Here is a 22,615-nt window from a genome sequence, read left to right as displayed (position 1 = left end):
GCATTATTCAACAGCGCCCTGCGTACGCCCAACTCTCACGGTGTGGTTCTCGACTCGTGGTCCATCTCGATAGGCCACTTCACCTTCGGTGCCAGTCGCAGAGCGAGGTTGTACCAGGGCACATCATTGTGGTCGCGGGATAGTTCAGATGGCGGCAACGCACCGGGCCCTTGTTGCATATAGGTGCAGATGTAAGCCCAGGCAAATTCGTCGGCACCCATAGTACTCAGAGGGAAGCGGTCGATGACGTCATTAGTTCCCGGCTTTACGATGGACAACACCACTCCCCATTTGATGATGATGGCGCCGTGAGCTGTCATACCGCGCTTCTTCCAGCGCTCCGCACGCACCTGTGACCAGTCGTAAGCCACTGGCACCACTTGCCAGCGTTCGAAGGGGTTCCACCAGCGGGACTTGAAATTGTAGGCATAGATGCGCTGCCGAGCCCTGTTAAAACGAATGGGTAAGTCGCGTGGAGGAGATATGCTGTGCTTGAGAGAGTGAAGGAATGCGTAGAAACAAACTACGAATGCGAAAATGCCAATAAACATAAATTCATAGCTGTACGGCTCCCCCGCAATAGGGAGTAACGTCGAAATGGATACTACAGTACAAATAGCTAGCAATGGTGAAAATAAAAACATCGCTCCCCTTGCCAGCGAGAATTGGCGTGAAATATCTAAATAGATATTGTCTTGGTAGTTTAGGGAGCCAGGTCCAAGTCGGGGCACCACAATTGAATGCTCCTCAGGGTGCGGAAGGTCTTCTTGCCAGCCAGAGCAGGGCGGGTCTAGTAGGGGTATAGTCAATTTCAGATGTCCTTTCTTTCAGTGTCCATATTGTTTTTTCTCACTACAAGGCAAACAATATTTTATTGTCGCTTGCACCAAGCCAATATAACCCTCTTGGCGTATGCGGCATGGATACTATAAGCCAGTTTTTAGGGTAATAGCGCACTTATATTCAATGTATGACCTAGGAACTTTTTGACGGAACAGTGCCCCCTCAGGCCACTGCCTCATACGTATTTTAGAAAAGTGTAGTCGGGACACTGTCATGCAAAAATGCCAGTCACCAAAGGCTCCGCACTCAATCTCCCCGGAGTGCATACGGTTCTTGCGAAAAATAAGCTCGGCGTCAGGAATTATTCAACAGCGCCCTGCGTACGCCCAACTCTCACGGTGTGGTTCTCGACTCGTGGTCCATCTCGATAGGCCACTTCACCTTCGGTGCCAGTCGCAGAGCGAGGTTGTACCAGGGCACATCATTGTGGTCGCGGGATAGTTCAGATGGTGGCAACGCACCGGGCCCTTGTTGCATATAGGTGCAGATGTAAGCCCAGGCAAATTCGTCGGCACCCATAGTGCTCAGAGGGAAGCGGTCGATGACGTCATTAGTTCCCGGCTTTACGATGGACAACACCACTCCCCATTTGATGATGATGGCGCCGTGAGCTGTCATACCGCGCTTCTTCCAGCGCTCCGCACGCACCTGTGACCAGTCGTAAGCCACTGGCACCACTTGCCAGCGTTCGAAGGGGTTCCACCAGCGGTACTTGAAATTGTAGGCATAGATGCGCTGCCGAGCCCTGTTAAAACGAATGGGTAAGTCGCGTGGAGGAGATATGTCCAATCTAACTACGGCCAAAGCAATCCAAAAACATATTATGGTGCTCACTAGGCCGGCAAAAAAGATCGACGCTTTTTCTGCATGGAAAAAGGAAACCGGTCCAATGTTGGATACTATTAGCCATGTAAGTAAAAATAGTCCCATGCAGAGCAGTAACCCTCGTGCGCGGAATGCCACACGAGATAACTCTAAATAATAGGAGTCGATGTGATTTGGCGCATTTCCCCAAATGGTCGGCGGGACTGTCGGAGCTAAATTGGGGGGCGGAAGATCCTCTTGCCAACCAGTGCAGGGCGGATTCAGTTTAGGATTGGTCAATTTAAGATGTCCTTTCTTTCAGTGTCCATATCGTTTTTCTCACAATAAAGCGAAACGACAAACAATACCTGACTCGCCGCTTGCACTAAGCTAATATAAGCTTCCCAACTATGTAGCATGGTTACTATAAGCCCGTTTGTAAGAGAGTGGTTCCACTAATTTTCAATGTGCGTGACTTAGCATCTTTTTAAGGAGGGGATCTAAAACTCTTGGTTGTAGTTAAAATTCCGCATAAAAATCCACGAAAAAATCGAAGATGAGCGGCACTCGCACCGCACTATTTTTTCCATTTTAACTCATGCTAAAATTACTTTTAAAACAATTTTATAATAATTTAAAATACACTTTTTATCGACATTCACCAACACATATTCATCCTTGAAACTCGACATAATTCAGGTTTATGAGATATTGGATCCGATGCTCTAGTTTATTTTGTGAATATTTCATAGTCCCCACCAGGAACGGTAAGGTCGGAGTATCGTCTTGGCGCAGGATGAGCAGCTCGGGCGATATACACATCTTCTCTCTGAAAGAGCTAAAGTTATCATTGCGTATGTCGGCATTGGCGAATCAGGCCCACTGAGGAGCCATTTTATTTTGCCTCAGGTGCTAAAAGTAAGCACATTTCACATAACCTACCGGCAGATAATTCTGCGAGCTGCATGCCTTTGAAAGAAAGAGCATCGATGCTAGATGCTGTGATTTATTATGTTTTGGGAGAGTTTAGAGCCGATGGCACGATATGTTGTTCTTGTTGGACTATCGCGATAAGACAATAGAACGATCGTTAAGGGTTTAATATATTACCTGAACCACACCAAGCCACAAAAGCGATGGACAATTCCTTGGGATACCTTGGTTGGTAGCTGAAAATTCGAGCACTTTTTGATTTGATTATTTATAGCGAGAAAACGCTAACAGAAAGGCTTGGAGCGGGTGAAGGGAATCGAACCCTCGTATGCAGCTTGGGAAGCTGCCGTTCTACCATTGAACTACACCCGCATCGGTGTGCGGCAGTCATTATAACCGGTTATCCCTGCCGGGCAAGCGGAGATAGCATGTAACTGCTGATGTTTTAAGCAGTTAGCAGCCATGGGCTTCTTATCCTGCCCAACGGACAAAAAAAACCGGCGCAGTTACCTGCACCGGTTGATATTTACTCTACGAAACGTTATTTCTGCGGGCGCATGGCCGGGAACAGGATCACGTCACGGATGGTGTGGCTGTTGGTGAACAGCATTACCATACGGTCGATACCGATACCCAGGCCTGCAGTTGGCGGTAAACCGTGCTCCAGCGCAGTGACGTAGTCTTCGTCGTAGAACATGGCTTCATCATCGCCGGCGTCTTTCGCATTAGCCTGGTCAGCGAAGCGCTGCGCCTGGTCTTCTGCGTCATTCAGCTCGGAGAAGCCGTTACCGATTTCACGGCCGCCGATAAAGAACTCGAAGCGGTCGGTGATTTCCGGGTTGTTATCATTACGACGTGCCAGCGGGGATACTTCCGCCGGGTATTCAGTAATGAAGGTCGGTTGAATCAGATGGCTTTCCGCCACTTCTTCGAAGATCTCGGTCACTACGCGACCCAGGCCCCAGCTCTTCTCAACCTTGATGCCAATGGATTCGGCGATAGCAACCGCTTTGCCCATGTCAGCCAGATCGGCCAGATCGGTTTCCGGACGGTATTTTTTGATCGCTTCGGTCATGGTCAGCTTTTCAAACGGCTTACCGAAGTCGAACACTTCATCACCGTACTGTACCTGAGTGTTACCCAGCACTTTCTGGGTCAGGGTACGGAACAGGGATTCGGTCAGTTCGATCAGATCTTTGTAATCCGCGTAAGCCATGTAGAGTTCCATCATGGTGAACTCTGGGTTATGACGCGGAGAAACGCCTTCGTTACGGAAGTTACGGTTGATCTCGAACACACGCTCGAAACCGCCGACGACCAGACGCTTCAGGTACAGCTCTGGCGCGATACGCAGGTACATATCGATGTCCAGCGCATTGTGGTGTGTCACAAACGGACGTGCGGAAGCACCGCCAGGGATCACCTGCATCATAGGAGTTTCGACTTCCATGAAGCCGCGTTCCACCATGAAGTTACGCATTGCCGCCATGATCTGAGAGCGCACCTGGAAGGTCTTGCGCGATTCGTCGTTGGCGATCAGATCCAGGTAACGCTGACGGTAACGGGTTTCCTGATCCGCCAGACCATGGAACTTGTCCGGCAGCGGGCGCAGGGCCTTGGTCAGCAGACGCAGTTCGGTGCAGTGGATGGACAGCTCGCCGGTCTTGGTCTTGAACAGCTTGCCGCGCGCGCCAACGATATCGCCCAGGTCCCACTTCTTGAATTGTTCGTTGTAAACGCCTTCCGCCAGATCGTCGCGCGCAACGTACAGCTGGATACGACCGCCAACGTCCTGCAGCGTGACAAATGACGCTTTACCCATGATACGGCGCGTCATCATGCGGCCGGCTACTGTGACTTCTACGCCCAGCGCTTCCAGCTCTTCGTTGTCTTTTTCGCCGTACGCTGCATGCAGCTTGTCTGACGTGTTGTCACGACGAAAATCATTCGGGAACGCAATGCCGTTCTCGCGCAGCGCAGCCAGTTTCTCACGGCGTGACTGCAACTCGTTATTGAGATCCAACGCCTGATCGGCGCCTTGTGGTTGTTGCTCAGACATTTCTGTTCCTTATAACCCGGCTTTCAAACTTGCCTCAATGAATTTATCCAGGTCGCCATCTAATACGGCCTGCGTGTTGCGCGTTTCAACGTTAGTGCGCAAATCCTTGATGCGGGAATCATCCAGCACGTATGAACGGATTTGGCTGCCCCAACCGATGTCCGACTTGTTGTCTTCCATCATCTGTTTATCAGCATTTTTCTTTTGCATCTCAAACTCATACAGCTTGGCACGCAGCTGTTTGAACGCTTGATCCTTGTTCTTATGCTGAGAACGGTCGTTCTGGCACTGCACTACGATGTTGGTCGGCAAGTGGGTAATACGCACCGCCGACTCAGTTTTGTTTACGTGCTGACCACCCGCACCGGAAGCGCGATATACGTCGATACGCAGATCCGCCGGATTGATTTCAATATCAATGTCGTCTTCCACTTCCGGGTAGATAAACACCGAACTGAAGGAGGTATGACGACGGCCACCGGAGTCGAACGGGCTCTTGCGCACCAGGCGATGTACGCCGGTTTCAGTACGCAACCAGCCAAACGCATAGTCGCCGATAATCTTGATGGTGGCGGATTTCAGCCCCGCGACGTCGCCGTCGGACTCTTCAATCACTTCCGTTTTAAAGCCTTTGGCTTCGGCCCAGCGCAGGTACATGCGCAGCAACATGCTGGCCCAGTCTTGCGCTTCGGTACCGCCGGAGCCTGCCTGGATGTCCAGGTAGCAATCAGCACTGTCGTATTCACCAGAGAACATACGACGAAATTCTAGTTGCTCCAGCTTGGCAGACAGTTGATCAAGCTCAATGACGGCTTCGTTAAAGGTTTCTTCATCGTCGGCTTCCACCGCTAATTCCAGCAGGCCGGTGACATCTTCGCCACCTTGCTCCAGTTGGTCGATGGTTTCAACGATGGCTTCGAGCGCCGCGCGCTCTTTACCCAGCGCCTGTGCGCGCTCGGGTTCGTTCCAGACGTCAGGCTGTTCCAGCTCCGCGTTGACTTCTTCTAGGCGTTCTTTCTTGGCATCATAGTCAAAGATACCCCCTAAGAACGGCAGTCCGCTCGGACAGGTCCTGAATACGGTTTTTTACCGGATTAATTTCAAACATGGTTTTTAGCGTTCTTTTTCGTTAGATGTCGTCGATGGCGAAATGCCATTAGAACCGGTAATTCTATCGGATCCAGGCGTCAGTTTATAGCGAGTTGCTCAGTTTTTGTGGGCAAGAAATGTGGCCGGGGCAAGGCAGGCTAACCCCGGCTAAAGGGAAGTGCGAATCAACGCGGCCAGAGATGCTGAATCAACAGCTGCACGTTGCGGTTGCCGCGAAACTCATTGACGTCGAGTTTGTAAGCCAGTTCAACCTCACGCACGCTGCTGTCTGGCCACAGCGTGGTATCCACGTTGAAGGCGATACCGTCAAGCAGCGGTCCGCCACCGAGCGGCTCGACCATCAGCTTCAGGTGTTTTTCACCCACCAGCCGCTGTTGCAAAATGCGAAACTTGCCGTCAAAGGTCGGCTCGGGGAAAGCCTGCCCCCAGGGGCCGCCCTCACGCAACAGCTCGGCGGTTTCCAGCGAAAGCTCTTGCAAGGCCAGTTCACCGTCAGACCAGATAACCCCTTCCAGCATCGCCGGATCGAGCCATTCTCCGACCAGATCGCCAAAGCGCTGGCGGAACTCGTCGAATTTGGCCTCTTCCAACGACAGTCCGGCCGCCATGGCGTGGCCACCGAACTTCATCATTAGCCCAGGATTGAGCGTATCCAGCCGTTCCAGCGCATCGCGCATGTGCAGACCGGCTATCGAACGGCCGGAGCCTTTCAAAATGCCCTCGCCCGCCGGCGCGAACGCGATCACCGGGCGATGGAAGCGTTCCTTGATGCGTGAAGCCAAAATCCCCACCACGCCCTGATGCCATTCCGGATGGTACATCGCCAGCCCGTACGGCAAGGCGGTGCTGCTGCGTTCCAGTTGGTCGCACAGCTGCAAGGCTTCAACCTGCATGCCTTGCTCAATCTCGCGCCGCGTCAGGTTGAGCGCATCCAGATCGTTAGCCAGCATACGTGCCTGCGCAATATCGTCGCTCAGCAGCAGCGCCACACCAATCGACATATCGTCCAGTCGCCCGGCAGCATTGAGGCGCGGGCCCAATGCAAAACCAAGATCGTTGGCCGCCAGCTGACGCGCGTCGCGGTTAGCCACTTCCAGCAGCGCACGAATGCCCGGTCTGCACTTGCCGGCGCGAATACGGTTCAGGCCCTGATACACCAAAATGCGGTTGTTGGCGTCGAGCGGTACCACGTCGGCAACCGTACCTAGCGCCACCAGATCCAACAGTTCGGCCAGGTTTGGCATTGTCAACGCCCGTTGTTCAAACCAGCCGCTGTCCCGCAGCCGGGCACGCAGCGCCAGCATCAGGTAGAAAGCCACCCCGACGCCGGCCAGGGATTTGGACGGAAACTCGCAGCCGCGCAGGTTCGGGTTGACGATCGCCTCCGCTGCCGGCAGAGTTTCTCCCGGCAGGTGGTGGTCGGTCACCAGCACCTGTATGCCTTTAGCGTGCGCCACATCGACGCCCGCGTGGGAAGAGATGCCGTTATCCACGGTCAGGATCAGCTCGGCACCGCGCGTCGCCGCTTGCTCCACCACTTCGGGGCTCAGGCCGTAGCCGTCCTCAAAGCGATTGGGCACCAGATAGTCGACGGCACTGCCACCCATACTGCGCAGCGCCAGCACCGTCAGGGCGGTACTGGTGGCGCCATCGGCGTCGAAATCCCCCACAACCATGATGCGACGATGATCGGCCAATGCCTGTTGCAGGATCCCCACGGCGGTATCAATGCCGTCCAACTGCTGCCAGGGCAGCATGCCTTTGACGCTGCGCTCCAGCTCCTGCTCCGCCTTCACGCCGCGCAGCGCGTATAAACGGCGCAGCAGCGGATGCAGGCTGGCAGGCAGATGGCTGCCGTCCGCCGTTTCACGGCGGCGAAGTTGTGTTTTGATGCTCACCGGCGATTAACCACCGGTTTTAGTTGCGGTCTGATGTGCGTCCAGCATGGCGGCCATCTCTTTGGGTCCCTGATAACCCGGGATCATCATGCCGTTTTCCAAAATGATCGCCGGGGTACCCTGAATGCCGAACTGCACACCGAGCGCGTAGTGTTTGCTGATGTCGGTTTTACAGGTTGCCGGGGACACTGCGTCGCCTTTCATTGCCTGGTCGAAAGCTTTGGCTTTATCAGCGGTACACCAGATGGACTGCATGTCTTTTTCGGCCTGGGAATTCAACCCCTGACGCGGAAACGCCAGATAGCGGACGGTAATGCCCAGATCGTTATACTCTTTCATCTGCTCGTGAAGCTTGTGGCAATAGCCGCAGGTGATATCGGTAAACACGGTGATCACGTGCTTTTGCTTCGGCGCTTTATAAACGATCATCTGATCTTTCAGCGCTTCCAATTTGCCGGTCAGCAGTTGATTGGTGACGTTGACCGGCTCTTTGCCACTGACGTCGTACAGCGGGCCTTGCAGAATGTGTTTGCCATCTTCGCTCACGTACAGAACGCCGTTGTCGGTCAGCACGGTTTTCAGGCCGCTCACCGGTGAAGGCTGCACATCCGCCTGCTGAATGCCCAGGCTGCCAAGCGCTTTTTGAATTGCCGCATCGTCGGCATGGGCCGCGCCGGTCACAGAAGCCACCAGCAGAGAGAGCAGCATTAAACCTTTCTTCATTCTTCCAATCCTTTTGAACCCGGCGTGTCAGGCACGCGGGTGGTGCTGTTGATGTAGCTGTTTAAGTCTTTCGGTCGCTACATGCGTATAAATTTGCGTGGTCGAGAGATCGCTATGTCCCAGCAACATCTGTACGACACGGAGATCCGCCCCATGGTTCAGCAAATGGGTGGCAAATGCGTGACGCAACACGTGCGGAGACAGCCTCTCGCTGTCTATACCCGCTAGGATCGCATAGTGTTTGATACGATGCCAGAACGTCTGTCGGGTCATTTGCTGGCAACGATTGCTGGGGAACAACACGTCCAGCGTCTGGCCGTTGACCATCCACGGGCGGCCGTGTTCCAGATAATTTTCGATCCAGTACACCGCCTCTTCACCCAGTGGCACCAGCCGTTCCTTGTTGCCTTTACCTATCACCCTCACCACGCCCTGGCGCAGACTGACGTCGCTGATGGTCAACCCGACCAGTTCGGAGACCCGCAACCCGGTGGCGTACAACACTTCCAGCATCGCCTTATCACGCAGTTCCAGGGGCTGATCGACACAGGGGGCCTGCAGCAACGCATCGACCTGCGCTTCGCTGAGATCTTTCGGCAGCCGCTGCGGCAGCTTAGGTGAGGCAAGCAGCGCGGTGGGATCGTCGGTGCGCATATTTTCACGGTACAAATATTGGAACAGGCGGCGCATCGCGCTCAGCAAACGCGCGGAGCTGGTAGCTTTGTAGCCGCCCTCCACCCGTTCGGCGAGAAACGCCTGCAGATCCAGCGCCTGCGCCTTTACCAGCGAAATGTTTTGTTGGTTCAGCCAGGCGACCAGCGCCTGCAGATCCAGCCGGTAAGAGGCCAGCGTATTCTCTGCCAGATTGCGTTCGAGCCACAGCGCATCCAGGAATTGCTCAATCAACGCATGATCTTGCTGTTGCACGCGGTCCTCTCTTTGTTACGTTTATGCCACAGGCATTATGCCTTAAACCGGTACAAATCGGGTATACTCGACGCAATTCTACCTACGGCAATATAAACGGTTTACACATGAAGATTGGTCTGTTTTACGGCTCCAGCACCTGCTACACCGAGATGGCGGCAGAAAAAATCCGTGAGATTCTGGGTGAAGACCTGGTCGACCTGCACAACCTGAAAGACGTCTCTCCCAAGCTGATGGAAGAGTACTCCATCCTGATCCTCGGCATCCCCACCTGGGACTTCGGTGAGCTGCAGGAAGACTGGGAAGCAATTTGGCCACAGTTGACCACGCTGGATTTGAAAGGGAAAATCGTTGCCATGTATGGCATGGGCGATCAACTCGGTTACGGCGAATGGTTCCTCGATGCACTCGGCATGCTGCACGATCATATCGCCCCGCTCGGCGTACAGTTTATTGGCTTCTGGCCCATCGACGGCTTTGAGTTCACCAGCCCTAAACCGCTGAGCGCCGACGGCAAACACTTTGTCGGCCTGGCGCTGGATGATGTGAACCAATACGACATGAGTGAAGACCGCATGCAGCAGTGGTGCGAACAGATCCTATTGGAAATGGAACCCCTGCTGTAATGCCTTTGGGCGCGGTTGCCGCGCCCAATTGCTTACCTATTTCCACAACCGGAAGCGGTTTTCCTCTTCTCCTGCTGGCGTCTCGCCGCTCAAACGTGCCGGGTCGGCCACCTGATACCAGTCCAGCTTGCGCGTCAACAGCATAATCCCCGCCAAAATCGCAAACAGCAGCCCCGCGCCCAGCACCAATGCGTTATCTTCCGACTGCAGCAGCAGGTACAGCACGCCATACAGCATCAGCAGGCTGGCGGCGAACAGCGTACCGCGTAACCGGCCGCGCAGAACCGCACTGAGATAAAAGGCGATCAGTCCACTGCAGGCGATACTGGCCAGCAGATAGGCAGTGGCGAAACCGAAATGTTCAGAGAACGCCAGCAGGATCAGGTAGAACAGCACCAGCGCCGCGCCGACCAACAGATATTGAATCGGATGCACCCGCAGCCCGGTCAGGGTTTCGAACAGGAAGAACGCCATAAACGTCAGGCCGATAAACAGCACTGCGTATTTCACCGCGCGTTCGGTCAGTTGATAGTGATCTACCGGCTCGATCAGGCTGGTGCTAAAAGCCGGCAGTTTGTCTTCGTCGAGGATCCCGTCATCGTAGTGAAAAGCACTGTTGATATTATTAGCGAACCAGGTGCTGCGCCAACGGGCGCTAAAGCCTTTCTCCGTTACTTTGCGCTCGTCCGGCAAGAAGTTGCCGAGGAAGTTCGGATGTGGCCAGTTGCTCTGCAGCGTCAATTCGCTGCTGCGCCCAAGCGGCACCAATGACAGGCTGCTGGTTCCCGCCAGCGTAAGGGTGAAATCGGCATCCAATCCGGTTTTCTGCAGCGAAGCCAATGTTAGCGGAGCATGGATCCCCTGCGGCAACACGTTTACCTGAGTGCCCGGTTCGAAGGTCGTCTGCGACTGTGCGCTGATAAGCGGCGAGATGCTCTTGATACCACGTGAATCACTCAACGAGACCAACAGGAAAGGTTGGCCAATCACGACATTGCTGCGTTGCAGGTCACTCAGATCCGGCCGACCGAACTTCACCTGAAACTTCAGCGGCCCCTGATACACCTGCGTTTGGTAAATCCCCAGCTTGCGCACTTCCACGTTCGGCTTGCCGTTCACCTGCAGGTTTTCCGGCAGCAGATAGCGATGATGTCTGACCATTTGCACCACTTTCTGCCCCTTATCGTCGGTCTTTTCTTCCCTTTCGGTGTAAGGAATGACAATCAACGGCCCCAAAATACGCTGTGCGCGGCTGGTGCTTTCACTTACCTGCCCCACCACGCTCTGGCGGTAGCCGCTGCGCTCTTCAATCACATTCATTAACTGCGTCACCGGGATAATCATCAAAATCATCAATCCCAGCAGGGTGGCTATTTTCCAAAACAGTACCGATTTCATCATCGCTGCGCGCTCCTTGTAGGTAATGGCGCCACGATAATGGCCTTCGGTGAAAGCAGGATGTGGTTATGTGAAGGGAAGGTGAAGTCAGAGAGATAAGGTGAAAATAGCCGCCACGCCGTGCGGTTGACGATTGTGCAACCGGATAGATCCCCGGTGCAAACGCGCTACTTCCTGTACAAAGCTCAGGCCCAGGCCGCTGCTTTTCGGCTTGTCGGCCCGTGCCAGCGAATAGAAACGCTCGAACACTTTGTCCAACGCGTAATCAGGGATACCGCTGCCGTCGTCGCTGACGGTGATCCGGTAATGGCCTTCATGGCCTTCATCGCGTTCGCCACGCACGCTGATCGTGCCGCCCGCGGGGGTGAAATCCAGCGCATTGTCGAGCAGATTGGTTAACGCCTGGCCGATCAATAGCCCATCGCCGGTCAGGGTGATCTCTTCTAGAGCGTCTACCTGCAATAAAATACCGCGCCGTACCGCCTGCGCTTCCTTGCCGGCTACCGCCTGACGCACCAACGCCGCCATCGCGATCGGTGCCGGTTCCAGCCCGGGGCGGCTTTCCAGCCGCGCCTGAACCAGTAGCTTGTCCACCAGTTGCTGGATGCGCGTACTCTGTTGTTCGATATTGGTCAGAAAGCGCTGAGCGGTAGCCGGGGGTGGGAACTCCTGCAACAGCTCCGCTGCGCCGCGGATCGCCGCCAAGGGGCTTTTTAACTCGTGGGTCAGAGTGTGCACATACTGTTCGATGTAGGCTTTGCCCTCCAGCTTCACCCGCATGCTTTCGAGCGCCTGCGCCAGTTGCGTCAGCTCATGGCCGCCCATTTTTGGCAGCGGCACGCTTTCACCTTGCGCGACGCCGTCGGCGTAACGCACCAATCGACCAATCGACCGGTTAATCCACCAGACAAAACCCAGACCAATCAGTAATGCAATGCCCAGCAGCAGCGCACCTGCCCACAGAATGCGGCGTTCGCTGCGTTTGATCACCGGCGCCATGGTGCTGTTGGGTTTTCCGACGCTAAGCACGCCGATTATCTTGCCTTGTTCCAGCACCGGCGCGGCGACATACATCACCGAGCTGTTTTCATCCTGTGGATCACTTCGCGTACTGCGGGCGCCGTACTGGCCGCGCAGCGTCAGATACACGTCATTCCAGCGAGAATAATCCTGACCCAGATCCCTGCCGCTAGAGTCAAAAATGACCTTACCCTGCCGATCGGTAAGATAGACATGATATTCACTGCGATCTTTGCGAATACCGGCAATATTGGCGCCAATGGGCCGTTGATTGAGTTGGGCGAAAGCCTGCGCCAGTTGGCCGTGTGCGACGTCGGCACGCTGCATGTCCAGACGCGCGATTTGCGCCAGCAGGTTGGCGGTATCCACCAGCGTGCCCTCGGTTGCGCGCCGCACGCCAGGCTTCACTTCCTGCACGAAAATGCTCAGCACGAAATAACCCGCGACCGCCACAATCAGGAAATACCCCAGCAGCAAGCGCAGGCCTATTCTCATGGTTGGCGGCTCACGCTATAGCCCAGGCCACGATGCGTATGAATGGGCGGTTCGCCCGGATCTATCTGACGTAGCTTGGCGCGCAAGGTTTTGATATGGGTGTCGACAGTGCGGTCCAGGCTCTCTTCCGCCTGGGCCCAAACGCTGTCCATCAGCTGTTGACGGGAAAATACCCGGCCGGGCGCCAGCAGCAAGGTTTTTAACAGCAGGAACTCATAGCGGGTCAGCGGTAACGGCTGCTGATGGTAATAAATGGTCGCCGCCGGTTCATCCAGCCCAAAGGGGCCGAAGCTATACAGCGTGGGCTGCTGCAAGCGCTGTTGTTTTTGCAAACGACGTAAAATGGTACGAACGCGGGCGCTGACCTCACGCGGAGAAAAAGGCTTGGCGACGTAGTCGTCGGCACCGATTTCCAGCCCGATCAGGCGATCGAGCTCGTCGCTGCGAGCCGTAAGAAAAAGAATGGGCAAATCCGCCGCCTGCGACAGCAGACGGCGACACAGTTCAAAACCGTTGATATCCGGCAAGCCGACATCGAGGATAGCCAACGCGGGCGCCCCTTGCGCCAATGCTTGCAAGGCCGGTTCGCCACGTTCGAACCAGCGCACCTGAAAGCCTTCGCTCTCCAGGGTATAAATCAGCGTATCGGCAATGCTGGGTTCATCCTCCACCAGCCACAGCGTCGGCTTCATCAGGGTTCCTCATCATCACTGGCCGGTGGATACAACAGCTGTTGGCGCAAATGTCGCCATTCGGCCTTGGCCATGCTGTCGGAGGCCAACCATAAGCGACGACGCTTTTTCCCCTGCATCGGTTGCAACGTCAGCAGAATACCGAAGCGCAGCATCCAGGGTTGCTTGACCAACTGCCATTCCTGGCCTTGCCAGCCCACACGCTGGTTCTCCAGCAGGCGCAACTCCCCCTGACGTGACGCAATGCGTTTTTGGCTACGAATGCATTCAAACACCACCAGCGTCAGCAACACCAGCCAGATTGGCCCGTAGCCTTCCGGCCAGGGTGAAATCAGGATCAGCAGGATCAGAACGCCATGCGTCAACAGCGAAAGTAACTGGGTGCGCCAGGAAATACGAACATCACATCGCCACTGGGCCACGGTCTTTATTTCGCGTCTGGATCAGTGTCACCATTCTCTGCAGTTCACTGTCCTGCGGAGCGCCATGATTCATCAGCCAGTTGAACAAATCGGGATCGTCACTCTCAAGCAGGCGGATAAACAGCGCTTTGTCTGTGTCATTCAACCGATCGTACTCATATTCGAAGAACGGCATGATCGAGATGTCCAGCTCACGCATGCCACGGCGACAAGCCCAGTGAATACGTGCTTTGTTATTAATATCCATGTTGTTATGACTAACCTCTTTTCAGCGTGGCAACGCCATCGCAGGGTTCAACCGACACACTGTATGGCAACACCGGCGCGATATAATTCCATCAGCCAAAGATCTGTCTGCAAGGGTAACCTTTGGCCGCAAGCCTATAGAGTAACAATTTGACATACTCGCCGGGAAGGACGTTCTCTGCCTAAAACGTAATTAAGCGCTAAATGTCAAAAAAAGCGCTGCTGCAGCGACAAGCGTGAATAACAGTTTGCAAAGCCCGCCGCCTCTTTTACCATGGGGCCAACACACCTTCAGGTAAGCTAACGTTAAGCAGGATCTTACTATGGCGTATAAAATTCCATTTCCACCCCGTCAGCCTTCCGCCTCTTCCCATCTGCCCCTGACCTTAATCTCGCTGGAAGATTGGGCACTGGTGACGCTGAACGGGCCCGACACGGTAAAATACCTTCAGGGCCAGGTGACCGCTGACATCGAAGCGCTGGCGGCGGACCAGCACGTGCTGTGCGGCCACTGCGACGCCAAAGGCAAAATGTGGAGCAACCTGCGTCTGTTCCACCGTGGCGAAGGCTTTGCCTATCTGGAACGCCGCAGCGTGCTGGACAGCCAACTGGCTGAAATCAAAAAATATGCGGTGTTTTCCAAACTCACCATCGCCGCCGATAACGAAGCGGTGCTGCTGGGCGTAGCCGGTTTTCAGGCACGTGCGGCGTTGACGGGCATTTTCAACAGCCTGCCGGACGCGGAACATCCGGTGGTGCAGGACGGTGAAACCACCCTGCTGCACTTCACTTTACCGGCGGAACGTTTTCTGTTGGTTACCACCGCCGCGGTAGCCGAACAGCTGGTCGCCAGGCTGCACGAACAGGCGGAACTCAACGACAGCCAGCAGTGGCTGACGCTGGATATCGAAGCCGGTTATCCGGTCATTGACGCCGCCAATAGCGGGCAGTTGATCCCACAGGCCACCAATCTACAGGCACTGGAAGGCATCAGCTTTAGCAAAGGTTGCTACACCGGTCAGGAAATGGTGGCGCGCGCCAAATTCCGCGGCGCCAACAAGCGGGCGCTGTACTGGCTGGAAGGCAAAGCCGGACGGGTGCCGCAGCCAGCCGAGGATCTGGAACTGCAGTTGGGTGAAAACTGGCGTCGTACCGGCACGGTGTTGAGCGCCGCCAAACTTGCCGACGGCACGCTGTGGGTACAGGTGGTGTTGAATAACGATCTGGAAGCCGACAGCAAGCTGCGCGTGCGCGATGATGCCACCAGTGAATTGGCGATCAAACCGCTGCCGTATTCACTGGAAGCCTAGAGTACCTCCCGGCTTTATCTGGGGGCGCAACCTGTTGCGCCCCTGCTGACATATCCGTTACTCGTCTAACTCCCCATCGCGTTGCACCAGGTAAATCAGCACCAGAATAATGGTGACAAAGAACCGAAAGGCGTCCGGCACTCCGTTCCATTGTTTCGACATCCACATGCCGAACCATTCGCCCCCCACCGACATAAACCCCACCTGCCAGGTCAGAAAACCGAGCGTCAGACCCACCACCGCCAGTTTTTTCTTTTTGTTGAACGCCACGGCGGGCAGTTTCAGACCACACAGCAGGCGCACACCGCCCACCCAGCAGAGCAGTGCCGTTAGGCTTTCCAAGAAAATAATGCCGATGTAACCGGCATGATGCAGCCAGGGAGACTGTATGGAACGGTAGGTGATGGTGGCATCTGGGAAAATGGTGTCCATCATAAAGACATGACGCACAAAGGCGAAGTTGGAACCGTAATCCGTAATATTGCCGAAAGCGACCAGGGTGGCAAACAGCGCAATCGCGCACACCAGCAGCGCTTTGGATAAGCGAATAATCATATTGATGAGTCCTGAAAGATTAACGTAAACACCGAAGGTGCAAAGTCGGGCTCAGGAATAAACAGAAAAATGGGCTTGCTGGATACCCGAAAGAAACAAGCGCCTCTTTTTTAACTTAAAAGAAACGCTTAATCAACATGATACTAACACTGCAGGGGGGGGCCGTCAGACGTAAAGATAAATCGCCATAAAGTGGCACAGGCTGCCGCCGAGCACGAAGCCATGCCAGATGGCGTGTCCAAAGCGGAATCGCTTCGAAGCGTAGAAAATCACCCCCAGGGTGTAAACCACACCGCCGACTGCCAGCAGCGTCACGCCGCCTAAGGCCAGACGCGTCGCCAACTGATAGATCACGATCAGCGACAGCCAGCCCATGGTCAGATAGGTCACCAGCGACAGCGCTTCAAAACGGTGGGCGAACGCCAGTTTGAACAGCACACCCAGCAGCGCCAGGCCCCAGATAACCGCCATCAACCCTTTGGCCAAGGGTGAGTTCAACCCCACCAACAGAAACGGCGTGTAGGTACCGGCAATCAAAAGGTAAATGGCGCAGTGGTCAAACTTTTTCAGCCAATGCTTGGCCTTTTGATGGGGGATCGCATGGTACAGCGTGGAGGCCAGGAACAGCAGGATCATGCTGCCGCCATAAAGACTGTAGCTGGTAATGGCCGTGACATCGGCACCGCTGTCGACCGCCTGCACCAGTAGCAATACCAGGCCGACAATGCCAAAAACCAACCCGATACCGTGGCTGATGCTGTTGGCTATCTCCTCCGCCCACGGATAGGCCGCAGCGGCGATTTTTTCAGTCCCGGCTTTCACTACGCCCGTTTTTCCCATAAAGCACAACCCCTCAAAACGCTCAACATTGTTCGAAATTACCGCAAAGCAGCTTAACTGAGAATAATTTCAGTGTACACGTGTACGCTAAAATAAAACTGTGTACGCGTGTAACCATCGAAATCCCCCGCTCACTGGTCTACAATCGATCCGCTTCAACCCATCTACCTTGAGGTTTACACCATGTCATCCGCTGTACCCGCGTTAGATTTCGGCTCCATGACCCAGGTCATCCAGTTCCTGATGGAAATCGACAAGTTGAAAAGCGTGCAACGCCGCACCAAGGTGCTGGGCACCCAACGCCAGGAAAACTCAGCCGAACACAGTTGGCACTTTGCCGTAGGCGCCATGAGTCTGGCTCCTTACGCCGGTAAAGACGTAGATATTCAGCGGGTGATCCAAATGGCGCTGCTGCATGACATCGTTGAGATCGATGCCGGCGACGTGCTGGTATACGATCTGGCGGCACGTGCAGCGATCCACGATCAAGAGGTTGCCGCGGCACGGCGCCTGTTTGGCATGCTGCCGGACGCTCAACGCGAGTATTTCACCGCTTTGTGGCAGGAATATGAAGATGGCGAGAGCGCTGACGCACGCTTTGCGCTGGTGCTGGACCGCACCATGCCGATGCTGATGAACCTGCATAATGAAGGCCAAAGCTGGGTCGAAAACGGCATCAGCCTGGAACAGGTGTTGTCACGCAATACGATGATTGAAGAAGTTTACCCTGAGCTGTGGAAACACCTGCTGCACCACCTGCAGGACGCCCAGCGCAAGGGCTGGTTGAAGTAACTCGATGCAGGCCGGGTGCATCCCTCACCCGGCCCCACCTTCACAGCGGCTTGTGCGCCGTTTCCTTTGCGGCAATCACCGCCCACAACGTGATCAGCAACGCCACCACCACGTAGGCCGAGATCGCCAGCGTGCTGTCGTAGGACTTGAACAGCGAAGCGATAATCAGCGGCGCAAACCCACCGCCGATAATTCCCGCCAGCGTATAGGCCAACGACGATCCGGCATAGCGCACCCTTGTCGGAAACTGTTCGGTGATAAATGCCGCCTGCGGGCCGTACATCGCCGCATGGATCAACAAACCGACCACCACCGCCAGGCAGATCAGCACCGGCTGGCTGCTGTCGAGCAGCACGAAGAACACAAACGCCCATACCATCGCCGCCAGCGCTCCGCCGATATACACCGGCCTGCGGCCAAAACGGTCCGACAGTGCGCCAAACATGGGGACGGTAATCGCGTTGCCGATCGCCCCCAGCATGGTGGCAGTCAGCGCCAGCGGGCGCGGCAGGTTCAGCACCGTAGTGACGTAGGTCAGCGTGAAGACCACCACCAGCGCATAGAGCACGTCGGAGCCGATACGTGAACCGCCGGCAATCAGCAGCGGACGCCGATGCTGGGTGAAGACCTCACGGATTGGCGCATGCGTAACGTCCTTCGAAGCTTCCAGTTTCAGAAACGCCGGCGTTTCCCCTACCCCACGGCGCAGCCACAGGCCAAACACCACCAGCACCAGGCTCAGCAGGAAGGGGATACGCCAGCCCCACTGTTGGAAATCTTCTGCCGACATTGCCACCGTCACCAGCGTGATCAGGCCGGTGCCAATCAGCGTGCCGCAGGAAGGACCGACCTGAGCAAAGGAGGCATTGCGCCCCCGCTGGTGCGGTTTACCGTGCTCCATCGACAGCAGTACCGCACCGGCCCATTCGCCTCCCAACGCAATCCCCTGAATAAAGCGCAGCGTCACCAACAGCAGCGGGCTCCAGATGCCCCAACTGGCGTAACCGGGCAACAGCCCCATCAGCGCAGTAGTCACGCCCATGATCACCAGCGTCGTCACCAGCACAAAGCGCCGTCCCAGCACGTCGCCGAGATGACCGAACACGATGCCGCCAATCGGCCTTGAAACGTAACCGACCGCATAGGTGGAAAACGCCAGAATGGTACCCACCAGCGGGTCGAAAGACGGGAAAAATACGTGATTGAAAATCAGCGCCGCCATGATGTTGTAAACGGTGAAATCGTACCATTCCAACGCGGTGCCGATAGAGCTGGCGGCCGCCAGCCTGCCGGTTTTCGGTGGGTGAGCGGCAGAGTCATCAGCGGACAGGTTCAAGGTCGGCGTTTCGGTGGTCGAAGTGCTCATGATGACAGCTCCTGAGTGGTCAGTTGCCAGCCAAGGGCATAATGCAGGGCTTCGGCAGCGGGGATTTTCAGTTGGTGGCAGGCCAGTTCGCTCAGCCGCTGGCCAGCCTCGGCGCTGCTGCTTTCGATCAGCAGCATCGGCAACAGATGGCGATTCTCACGCGACTCTTTCGGTAACGGCGAACTGAGCTCCGCGTCCGGCGACAGCAGGCTACTGCGCACAAAGCCTGGTTGCTCAGCCAGCAGAGCCCCCAAATGGCTGATGCTGGCTTTCAATACCTCCGGCTGCGCCGGTGCAAGGTTAACGATAGCCAGGTAACTGCCGCAGCCCTGACCGGTCACCGCCTCCACCGCACACACCCGGCGCATCGGGTCACGCATTTTATCGAGGCTCGCCACCGACCAGGGCGTTTGCTGGGTAAACGCAGCGCGGTAGGCCGCTGAGGTAAAACTGGCCAGTGATTCGGTTTTGTACAGGCCAAGATATTTACGCCCGCCGTGCAGCGCCTGATAACGGGTGCCCGACAAAAAACCAGGCACCCGTACTCGCTCTTCCACGTGCTCGCGGTCGTACCACTGATTGAAATCCGCCTCATCCTGCGTGGCGATATCTGTTGCGACAAACAGCATTCCGTTCGGGGAACCGGTCATGGGGACTCTCCTGTTAGCTCAAAGTAAAAATCACGCGCCGGCGAGGCAACGTTCGATTGCCAGCGCCCACCCCAGCAGCGCTTCGTCATGCAAATGCAGTGCGGCCACCATCAGGCCAACCGGTGCCGCATCGGCCTGCTGGCACGGCAGTGACAATGCACAGCCGTCGAGGAAATTGATCACCGAAGGATTACGCAGCACGGCGCCATTGATACGGAAATAGGCTTCTTCATCTGCTTCCAACTCGGCAAGGGTCGGGGCAACGAAGGGCACCGTCGGCATCAGCAACGCATCGAATCCTTGCACTGCGGCACTCACCCGCCGCTGCCAATCGGCGCGCTGTGACCGTAATTGCTGCAGGTTGTTTTCATCCAGCGTTTGGCCGCGACGAATGCGTGACAGCACCCGGGGGTCATAAGCATCGGCATGTTCGGCAATCAACGCCCGGTGCCAGTGCCAGGACTCCAGCGCGCTAAAACCGCCGTCGGCATTGATCGCCGCCAGCTCGGCGAACTCCTGACAGGGAATAAATTCAATTTGCGCCTCAGCCTGCGTCAAACGTTGCAGGCTGAGATGAAACGCGGTGGTGACCTCCCGATCCAGGCCATCCAGCACCAGGGTTTGCGGGACGGCGAAGCGTGCCTGACTCAAATTTTTCTGCTGCGGTTGCAGCGGCCGATCGGCGATTGCCGTATCCAGCGCCAGGCACCCGGCAACGTCATGAGCAATTACGCCTATCGAATCCAGTGAAGGGGAAAGTGGCAGCAGGCCGCCGCTGCTAATGCGGCTGGCGGTGGGCTTATAGCCGGTCAGGCCGCAGAAGGCCGCCGGGATCCGCACCGAACCGCCGGTGTCGCTGCCTATCGAGCCGAAGCACATGCCGTCGCTCACCGCCACCGCAGCCCCCGAGGACGAACCGCCGGGAATACGACGAGCGCTGCGATCCCAGGGATTGGCGGGCGTGCCGTAGTGGGGATTGATCCCCAGCCCGGAATAGGCAAATTCGGTCATGTTGGTTTTGCCCATCACCACCGCGCCCGCCTGCAACAAACGCGTCACCACGGCGGCATGGGCATTGGCCGCTGGCGCACTGGCCAGTACGCGCGACCCGGCCGCAGTAGCCTCCCCTGCGACATCAAACAGGTCTTTGACCGACACCGGTACGCCGTCCAGCGCCGACAACGGGTTACCCGCGGCACGCCGCCGATCGGCCGCCAGGGCCTGCTCCTGAGCCCATTGAGCATACACATGAGTAAAGGTGCGCCCCCCCTCTCCCTGCTCGTCCGCAATTTTCAACAATGCGTCAGCGGTTAACCGCGCGGCGGTAAATTCGCCGTTGGCCAGGCCTGAAGCAGCCTGGGATAACGTCAGCTTTTTCATCAGGCCACCACCGGCAGCTCAATGCTGCTGTAATGGTGGCTGATGGTCCGCCCCAGCGCTTCATCCACCAGTTCCATATGGAATTCGGTCGCCGGCCGGATGCCGCCAATCGCCGCCACCGTACCGCAGGCCATCGCCAGACCGTCTTGCGGCTGCGGCACTGTCAGCCCACTTTCCGGTAACTGTTGGCCGCTCAGGTAGCGATCCAGCAGATCGCCCGGAGTACGCAGGCTGGCCAGACGGCCCTGCTGATAGAGCTGGAATTCGCCGTTTTCCTTGATCCACGAGCGCAGGATCAACGAGTCCCAGTGCGCGATCACCTCACGCAACGGCCAGGCGGCACGAGCCACCGGCTTGACGCAGAGCTGTTTGGACAGGGCCACGCTGTGCGCCTCCAACTGACGATCGGTATGATCCGAGGCCAGCGAGACATACAATTCACCGCGATGTGTGAAGATCAGCGGTTCCGCTTCGCCGGAGCTGGCATTGCCGATAACTTCAATACGTTCGCTCTGGCTGAGCTGGTTAACCGCCACCCGGTAAAACAGAGGAATTGCACTGGGTTGGGGCACGCCGAGCTCGGCCAGCTCCCTGATATGGTGCAGGATCGCCTCGCGATCCCGGCCGGTCCAGCCGGCAATCACCAGGTGATCGATCTCGACATCCAACACCCCAGTGCCGCTGGATTCGGGTAAAGTAAAGGTCAGTCTCATGGCGTTTGTGCCTCTTTGGTTAAAATACTGTGAAATTTCACTATATCTTTAGTTACCAAATAAGCGATTTCCGTGCCATGTTTTTGTGTACTATGTCTAAAAACTTTCGTCTTGCAGGAGCAGAACGTGATGACCCTTGACGCAGAGAGCCCGGAACTCCCGACGGCAGAGGAAGCCGGGCTGTCACTGAATGAACTCGCCTACCGACGCTTTAAGCAGGCGCTGGTGACGTTAAGTTATAAACCTGGTGAATATCTCAATACCGCTCAGGTGATGAGCGAGCTGGACATGGGCAGAACGCCGATCAATCAGGCGATCCACCGGCTGGCCAATGAAGGATTGCTGCAGGTGATCCCGCGTAAAGGGGTGATGGTTGCGCCGCTTTCGATGGATGATGCGCTGGAATTGATTGAAGTACGTTTGGCCAATGAAATGCTGTGTATGCGGTTGGCGAGCAAGAGAATTACGGCCCCCCAGATCGCCGAGCTGACGGAGCTCAATCAACAAATCGAAGCCGCCAGTCAGCAACGCGATCGAGTAAAAATGATGACGTTGGATCATCAATTCCACCAGCAGCTGGCACAGATCGCCGGTAATAATATGTTGGTGGATATTCTGAGCGTACTGCACGCCCGAGCCCAGCGTTTTTGGGCCAGCACGCTATCACGCGAAGGCCACATGCGAGAGGTGATAGAGGAGCATCGGGCGATTATCGCCGCACTGGCCGCGCAGGACGATGACGCAGCCGCCAATGCGGCGCAGGCGCACATACTCTCATTCCGCAGTGCGCTACTGCACGAGGGATAAGCCGCT

At 56.0% G+C, this 22,615-nt stretch carries 22 protein-coding genes and 1 tRNA gene; 4 read left to right on the top strand and 19 right to left on the bottom strand.

All coding sequences use genetic code 11. From position 1 onward, the window contains the following. Positions 1 to 35: 35 nt before the first annotated feature. The 8 genes from NR114_RS22060 to xerD all read right to left on the bottom strand — a co-directional run bounded on the left by NR114_RS22060 (position 36) and on the right by xerD (position 9,297). On the bottom strand, positions 36 to 644 hold the full coding sequence (locus NR114_RS22060) for a DUF6708 domain-containing protein (protein ID WP_234530885.1): 609 nt from the start codon (positions 642 to 644) through the stop codon (positions 36 to 38). 532 nt (positions 645 to 1,176) lie between these two features. Further along, the gene (locus NR114_RS22055; RefSeq protein WP_234530886.1) at positions 1,177 to 1,947 is read right to left on the bottom strand and encodes a DUF6708 domain-containing protein; all 771 of its coding nucleotides are present in this window, start codon (positions 1,945 to 1,947) and stop codon (positions 1,177 to 1,179) included. A gap of 931 nt (positions 1,948 to 2,878) precedes the next feature. After that, a tRNA-Gly gene (locus NR114_RS22050) sits at positions 2,879 to 2,952 on the bottom strand. A gap of 169 nt (positions 2,953 to 3,121) precedes the next feature. Then, on the bottom strand, positions 3,122 to 4,639 hold the full coding sequence (lysS, locus tag NR114_RS22045) for a lysine--tRNA ligase (RefSeq protein ID WP_020828465.1): 1,518 nt from the start codon (positions 4,637 to 4,639) through the stop codon (positions 3,122 to 3,124). Between the two features lie 9 nt (positions 4,640 to 4,648). Further along, positions 4,649 to 5,747, bottom strand: a protein-coding gene (gene prfB, locus NR114_RS22040; RefSeq protein WP_104410945.1) for a peptide chain release factor 2 whose coding sequence is annotated in 2 segments (ribosomal slippage) — positions 4,649 to 5,671 and positions 5,673 to 5,747 — 1,098 coding nt in all. Because the reading frame shifts where the segments join, the coding sequence is not laid out codon by codon here. 166 nt (positions 5,748 to 5,913) lie between these two features. Beyond that, on the bottom strand, positions 5,914 to 7,647 hold the full coding sequence (recJ, locus tag NR114_RS22035; RefSeq protein ID WP_149573841.1) for a single-stranded-DNA-specific exonuclease RecJ: 1,734 nt from the start codon (positions 7,645 to 7,647) through the stop codon (positions 5,914 to 5,916). A 6-nt stretch (positions 7,648 to 7,653) separates the two neighbouring features. After that, positions 7,654 to 8,370: a bifunctional protein-disulfide isomerase/oxidoreductase DsbC gene (dsbC, locus tag NR114_RS22030; protein WP_115058103.1), complete on the bottom strand. Its 717-nt coding sequence runs from the start codon at positions 8,368 to 8,370 to the stop codon at positions 7,654 to 7,656. A 27-nt stretch (positions 8,371 to 8,397) separates the two neighbouring features. Further along, a complete protein-coding gene (gene xerD / locus NR114_RS22025) occupies positions 8,398 to 9,297 on the bottom strand; it encodes a site-specific tyrosine recombinase XerD (RefSeq protein ID WP_234530539.1) in 900 nt (299 codons plus the stop codon). A gap of 107 nt (positions 9,298 to 9,404) precedes the next feature. Here xerD and fldB point away from each other — a divergent pair, with 107 nt between their 5' ends. Continuing rightward, positions 9,405 to 9,923, top strand: coding sequence for a flavodoxin FldB (fldB, locus tag NR114_RS22020; protein ID WP_020828471.1), 519 nt, complete (start codon positions 9,405 to 9,407; stop codon positions 9,921 to 9,923). 36 nt (positions 9,924 to 9,959) lie between these two features. Here fldB and creD read toward each other — a convergent pair whose 3' ends face one another. From creD to sdhE, 5 genes are all read right to left on the bottom strand, one after another. Continuing rightward, positions 9,960 to 11,324, bottom strand: coding sequence for a cell envelope integrity protein CreD (creD, locus tag NR114_RS22015; RefSeq protein WP_256814498.1), 1,365 nt, complete (start codon positions 11,322 to 11,324; stop codon positions 9,960 to 9,962). Positions 11,325 to 11,408: 84 nt separating this feature from the next. Beyond that, positions 11,409 to 12,836, bottom strand: a complete 1,428-nt coding sequence (gene creC / locus NR114_RS22010; protein WP_234530540.1) for a two-component system sensor histidine kinase CreC — start codon at positions 12,834 to 12,836, stop codon at positions 11,409 to 11,411. Then, positions 12,833 to 13,528 carry a two-component system response regulator CreB gene (gene creB, locus NR114_RS22005; protein ID WP_129984121.1) on the bottom strand — a complete coding sequence of 232 codons (696 nt, stop codon included), beginning with the start codon at positions 13,526 to 13,528 and terminating at the stop codon, positions 12,833 to 12,835. Before creB ends, creC begins: the two co-directional genes overlap by 4 nt. Beyond that, a complete protein-coding gene (locus tag NR114_RS22000; protein ID WP_020828475.1) occupies positions 13,528 to 13,950 on the bottom strand; it encodes a protein YgfX in 423 nt (140 codons plus the stop codon). Before NR114_RS22000 ends, creB begins: the two co-directional genes overlap by 1 nt. Then, positions 13,931 to 14,197, bottom strand: a complete 267-nt coding sequence (gene sdhE, locus NR114_RS21995) for an FAD assembly factor SdhE (protein ID WP_020828476.1) — start codon at positions 14,195 to 14,197, stop codon at positions 13,931 to 13,933. Before sdhE ends, NR114_RS22000 begins: the two co-directional genes overlap by 20 nt. A gap of 322 nt (positions 14,198 to 14,519) precedes the next feature. Here sdhE and ygfZ point away from each other — a divergent pair, with 322 nt between their 5' ends. Then, positions 14,520 to 15,506, top strand: a complete 987-nt coding sequence (ygfZ, locus tag NR114_RS21990) for a tRNA-modifying protein YgfZ (protein WP_020828477.1) — start codon at positions 14,520 to 14,522, stop codon at positions 15,504 to 15,506. Between the two features lie 57 nt (positions 15,507 to 15,563). Here the strand turns inward: ygfZ and NR114_RS21985 are convergent, their stop codons facing one another. Next, entirely contained in the window at positions 15,564 to 16,061 is a 498-nt protein-coding gene (locus NR114_RS21985) for a DUF2165 family protein (protein WP_234530541.1), read from the bottom strand. Positions 16,062 to 16,226: 165 nt separating this feature from the next. Continuing rightward, positions 16,227 to 16,901: a hemolysin III family protein gene (locus tag NR114_RS21980; protein ID WP_020828479.1), complete on the bottom strand. Its 675-nt coding sequence runs from the start codon at positions 16,899 to 16,901 to the stop codon at positions 16,227 to 16,229. 183 nt (positions 16,902 to 17,084) lie between these two features. On the opposite strand from NR114_RS21980, the gene NR114_RS21975 reads away from it, so the two are divergent. Further along, positions 17,085 to 17,693, top strand: a complete 609-nt coding sequence (locus tag NR114_RS21975) for an HD family hydrolase (RefSeq protein WP_048760837.1) — start codon at positions 17,085 to 17,087, stop codon at positions 17,691 to 17,693. Between the two features lie 40 nt (positions 17,694 to 17,733). Here the strand turns inward: NR114_RS21975 and NR114_RS21970 are convergent, their stop codons facing one another. From NR114_RS21970 to NR114_RS21955, 4 genes are read right to left on the bottom strand one after another with little or no spacing between them, the layout of a single operon-like run. Then, complete coding sequence (locus tag NR114_RS21970; protein ID WP_046372712.1) at positions 17,734 to 19,059, bottom strand: MFS transporter; 1,326 nt, start codon at positions 19,057 to 19,059, stop codon at positions 17,734 to 17,736. Next, positions 19,056 to 19,709, bottom strand: coding sequence for a DUF4286 family protein (locus tag NR114_RS21965; RefSeq protein WP_234529028.1), 654 nt, complete (start codon positions 19,707 to 19,709; stop codon positions 19,056 to 19,058). The genes NR114_RS21970 and NR114_RS21965 overlap by 4 nt, the downstream gene beginning before the upstream one ends. A gap of 30 nt (positions 19,710 to 19,739) precedes the next feature. Further along, the gene (locus tag NR114_RS21960; RefSeq protein WP_234529027.1) at positions 19,740 to 21,089 is read right to left on the bottom strand and encodes an amidase; all 1,350 of its coding nucleotides are present in this window, start codon (positions 21,087 to 21,089) and stop codon (positions 19,740 to 19,742) included. Further along, positions 21,089 to 21,802, bottom strand: a complete 714-nt coding sequence (locus NR114_RS21955; RefSeq protein WP_234529026.1) for a DUF2848 domain-containing protein — start codon at positions 21,800 to 21,802, stop codon at positions 21,089 to 21,091. Before NR114_RS21955 ends, NR114_RS21960 begins: the two co-directional genes overlap by 1 nt. 129 nt (positions 21,803 to 21,931) lie before the next feature. Between NR114_RS21955 and NR114_RS21950 the strand changes: the two genes are divergently transcribed. Then, positions 21,932 to 22,609 (top strand): GntR family transcriptional regulator, encoded by a 678-nt coding sequence (locus NR114_RS21950; protein WP_129941776.1) that lies wholly within the window; start codon positions 21,932 to 21,934, stop codon positions 22,607 to 22,609. The last annotated feature ends 6 nt before the right edge of the window (positions 22,610 to 22,615 follow it).

Source organism: Serratia sp. Ser99 (assembly GCF_024519545.1).
Classification (GTDB): domain Bacteria; phylum Pseudomonadota; class Gammaproteobacteria; order Enterobacterales; family Enterobacteriaceae; genus Serratia; species Serratia liquefaciens.
This window is presented reverse-complemented; position numbering and strand designations above follow the sequence as displayed.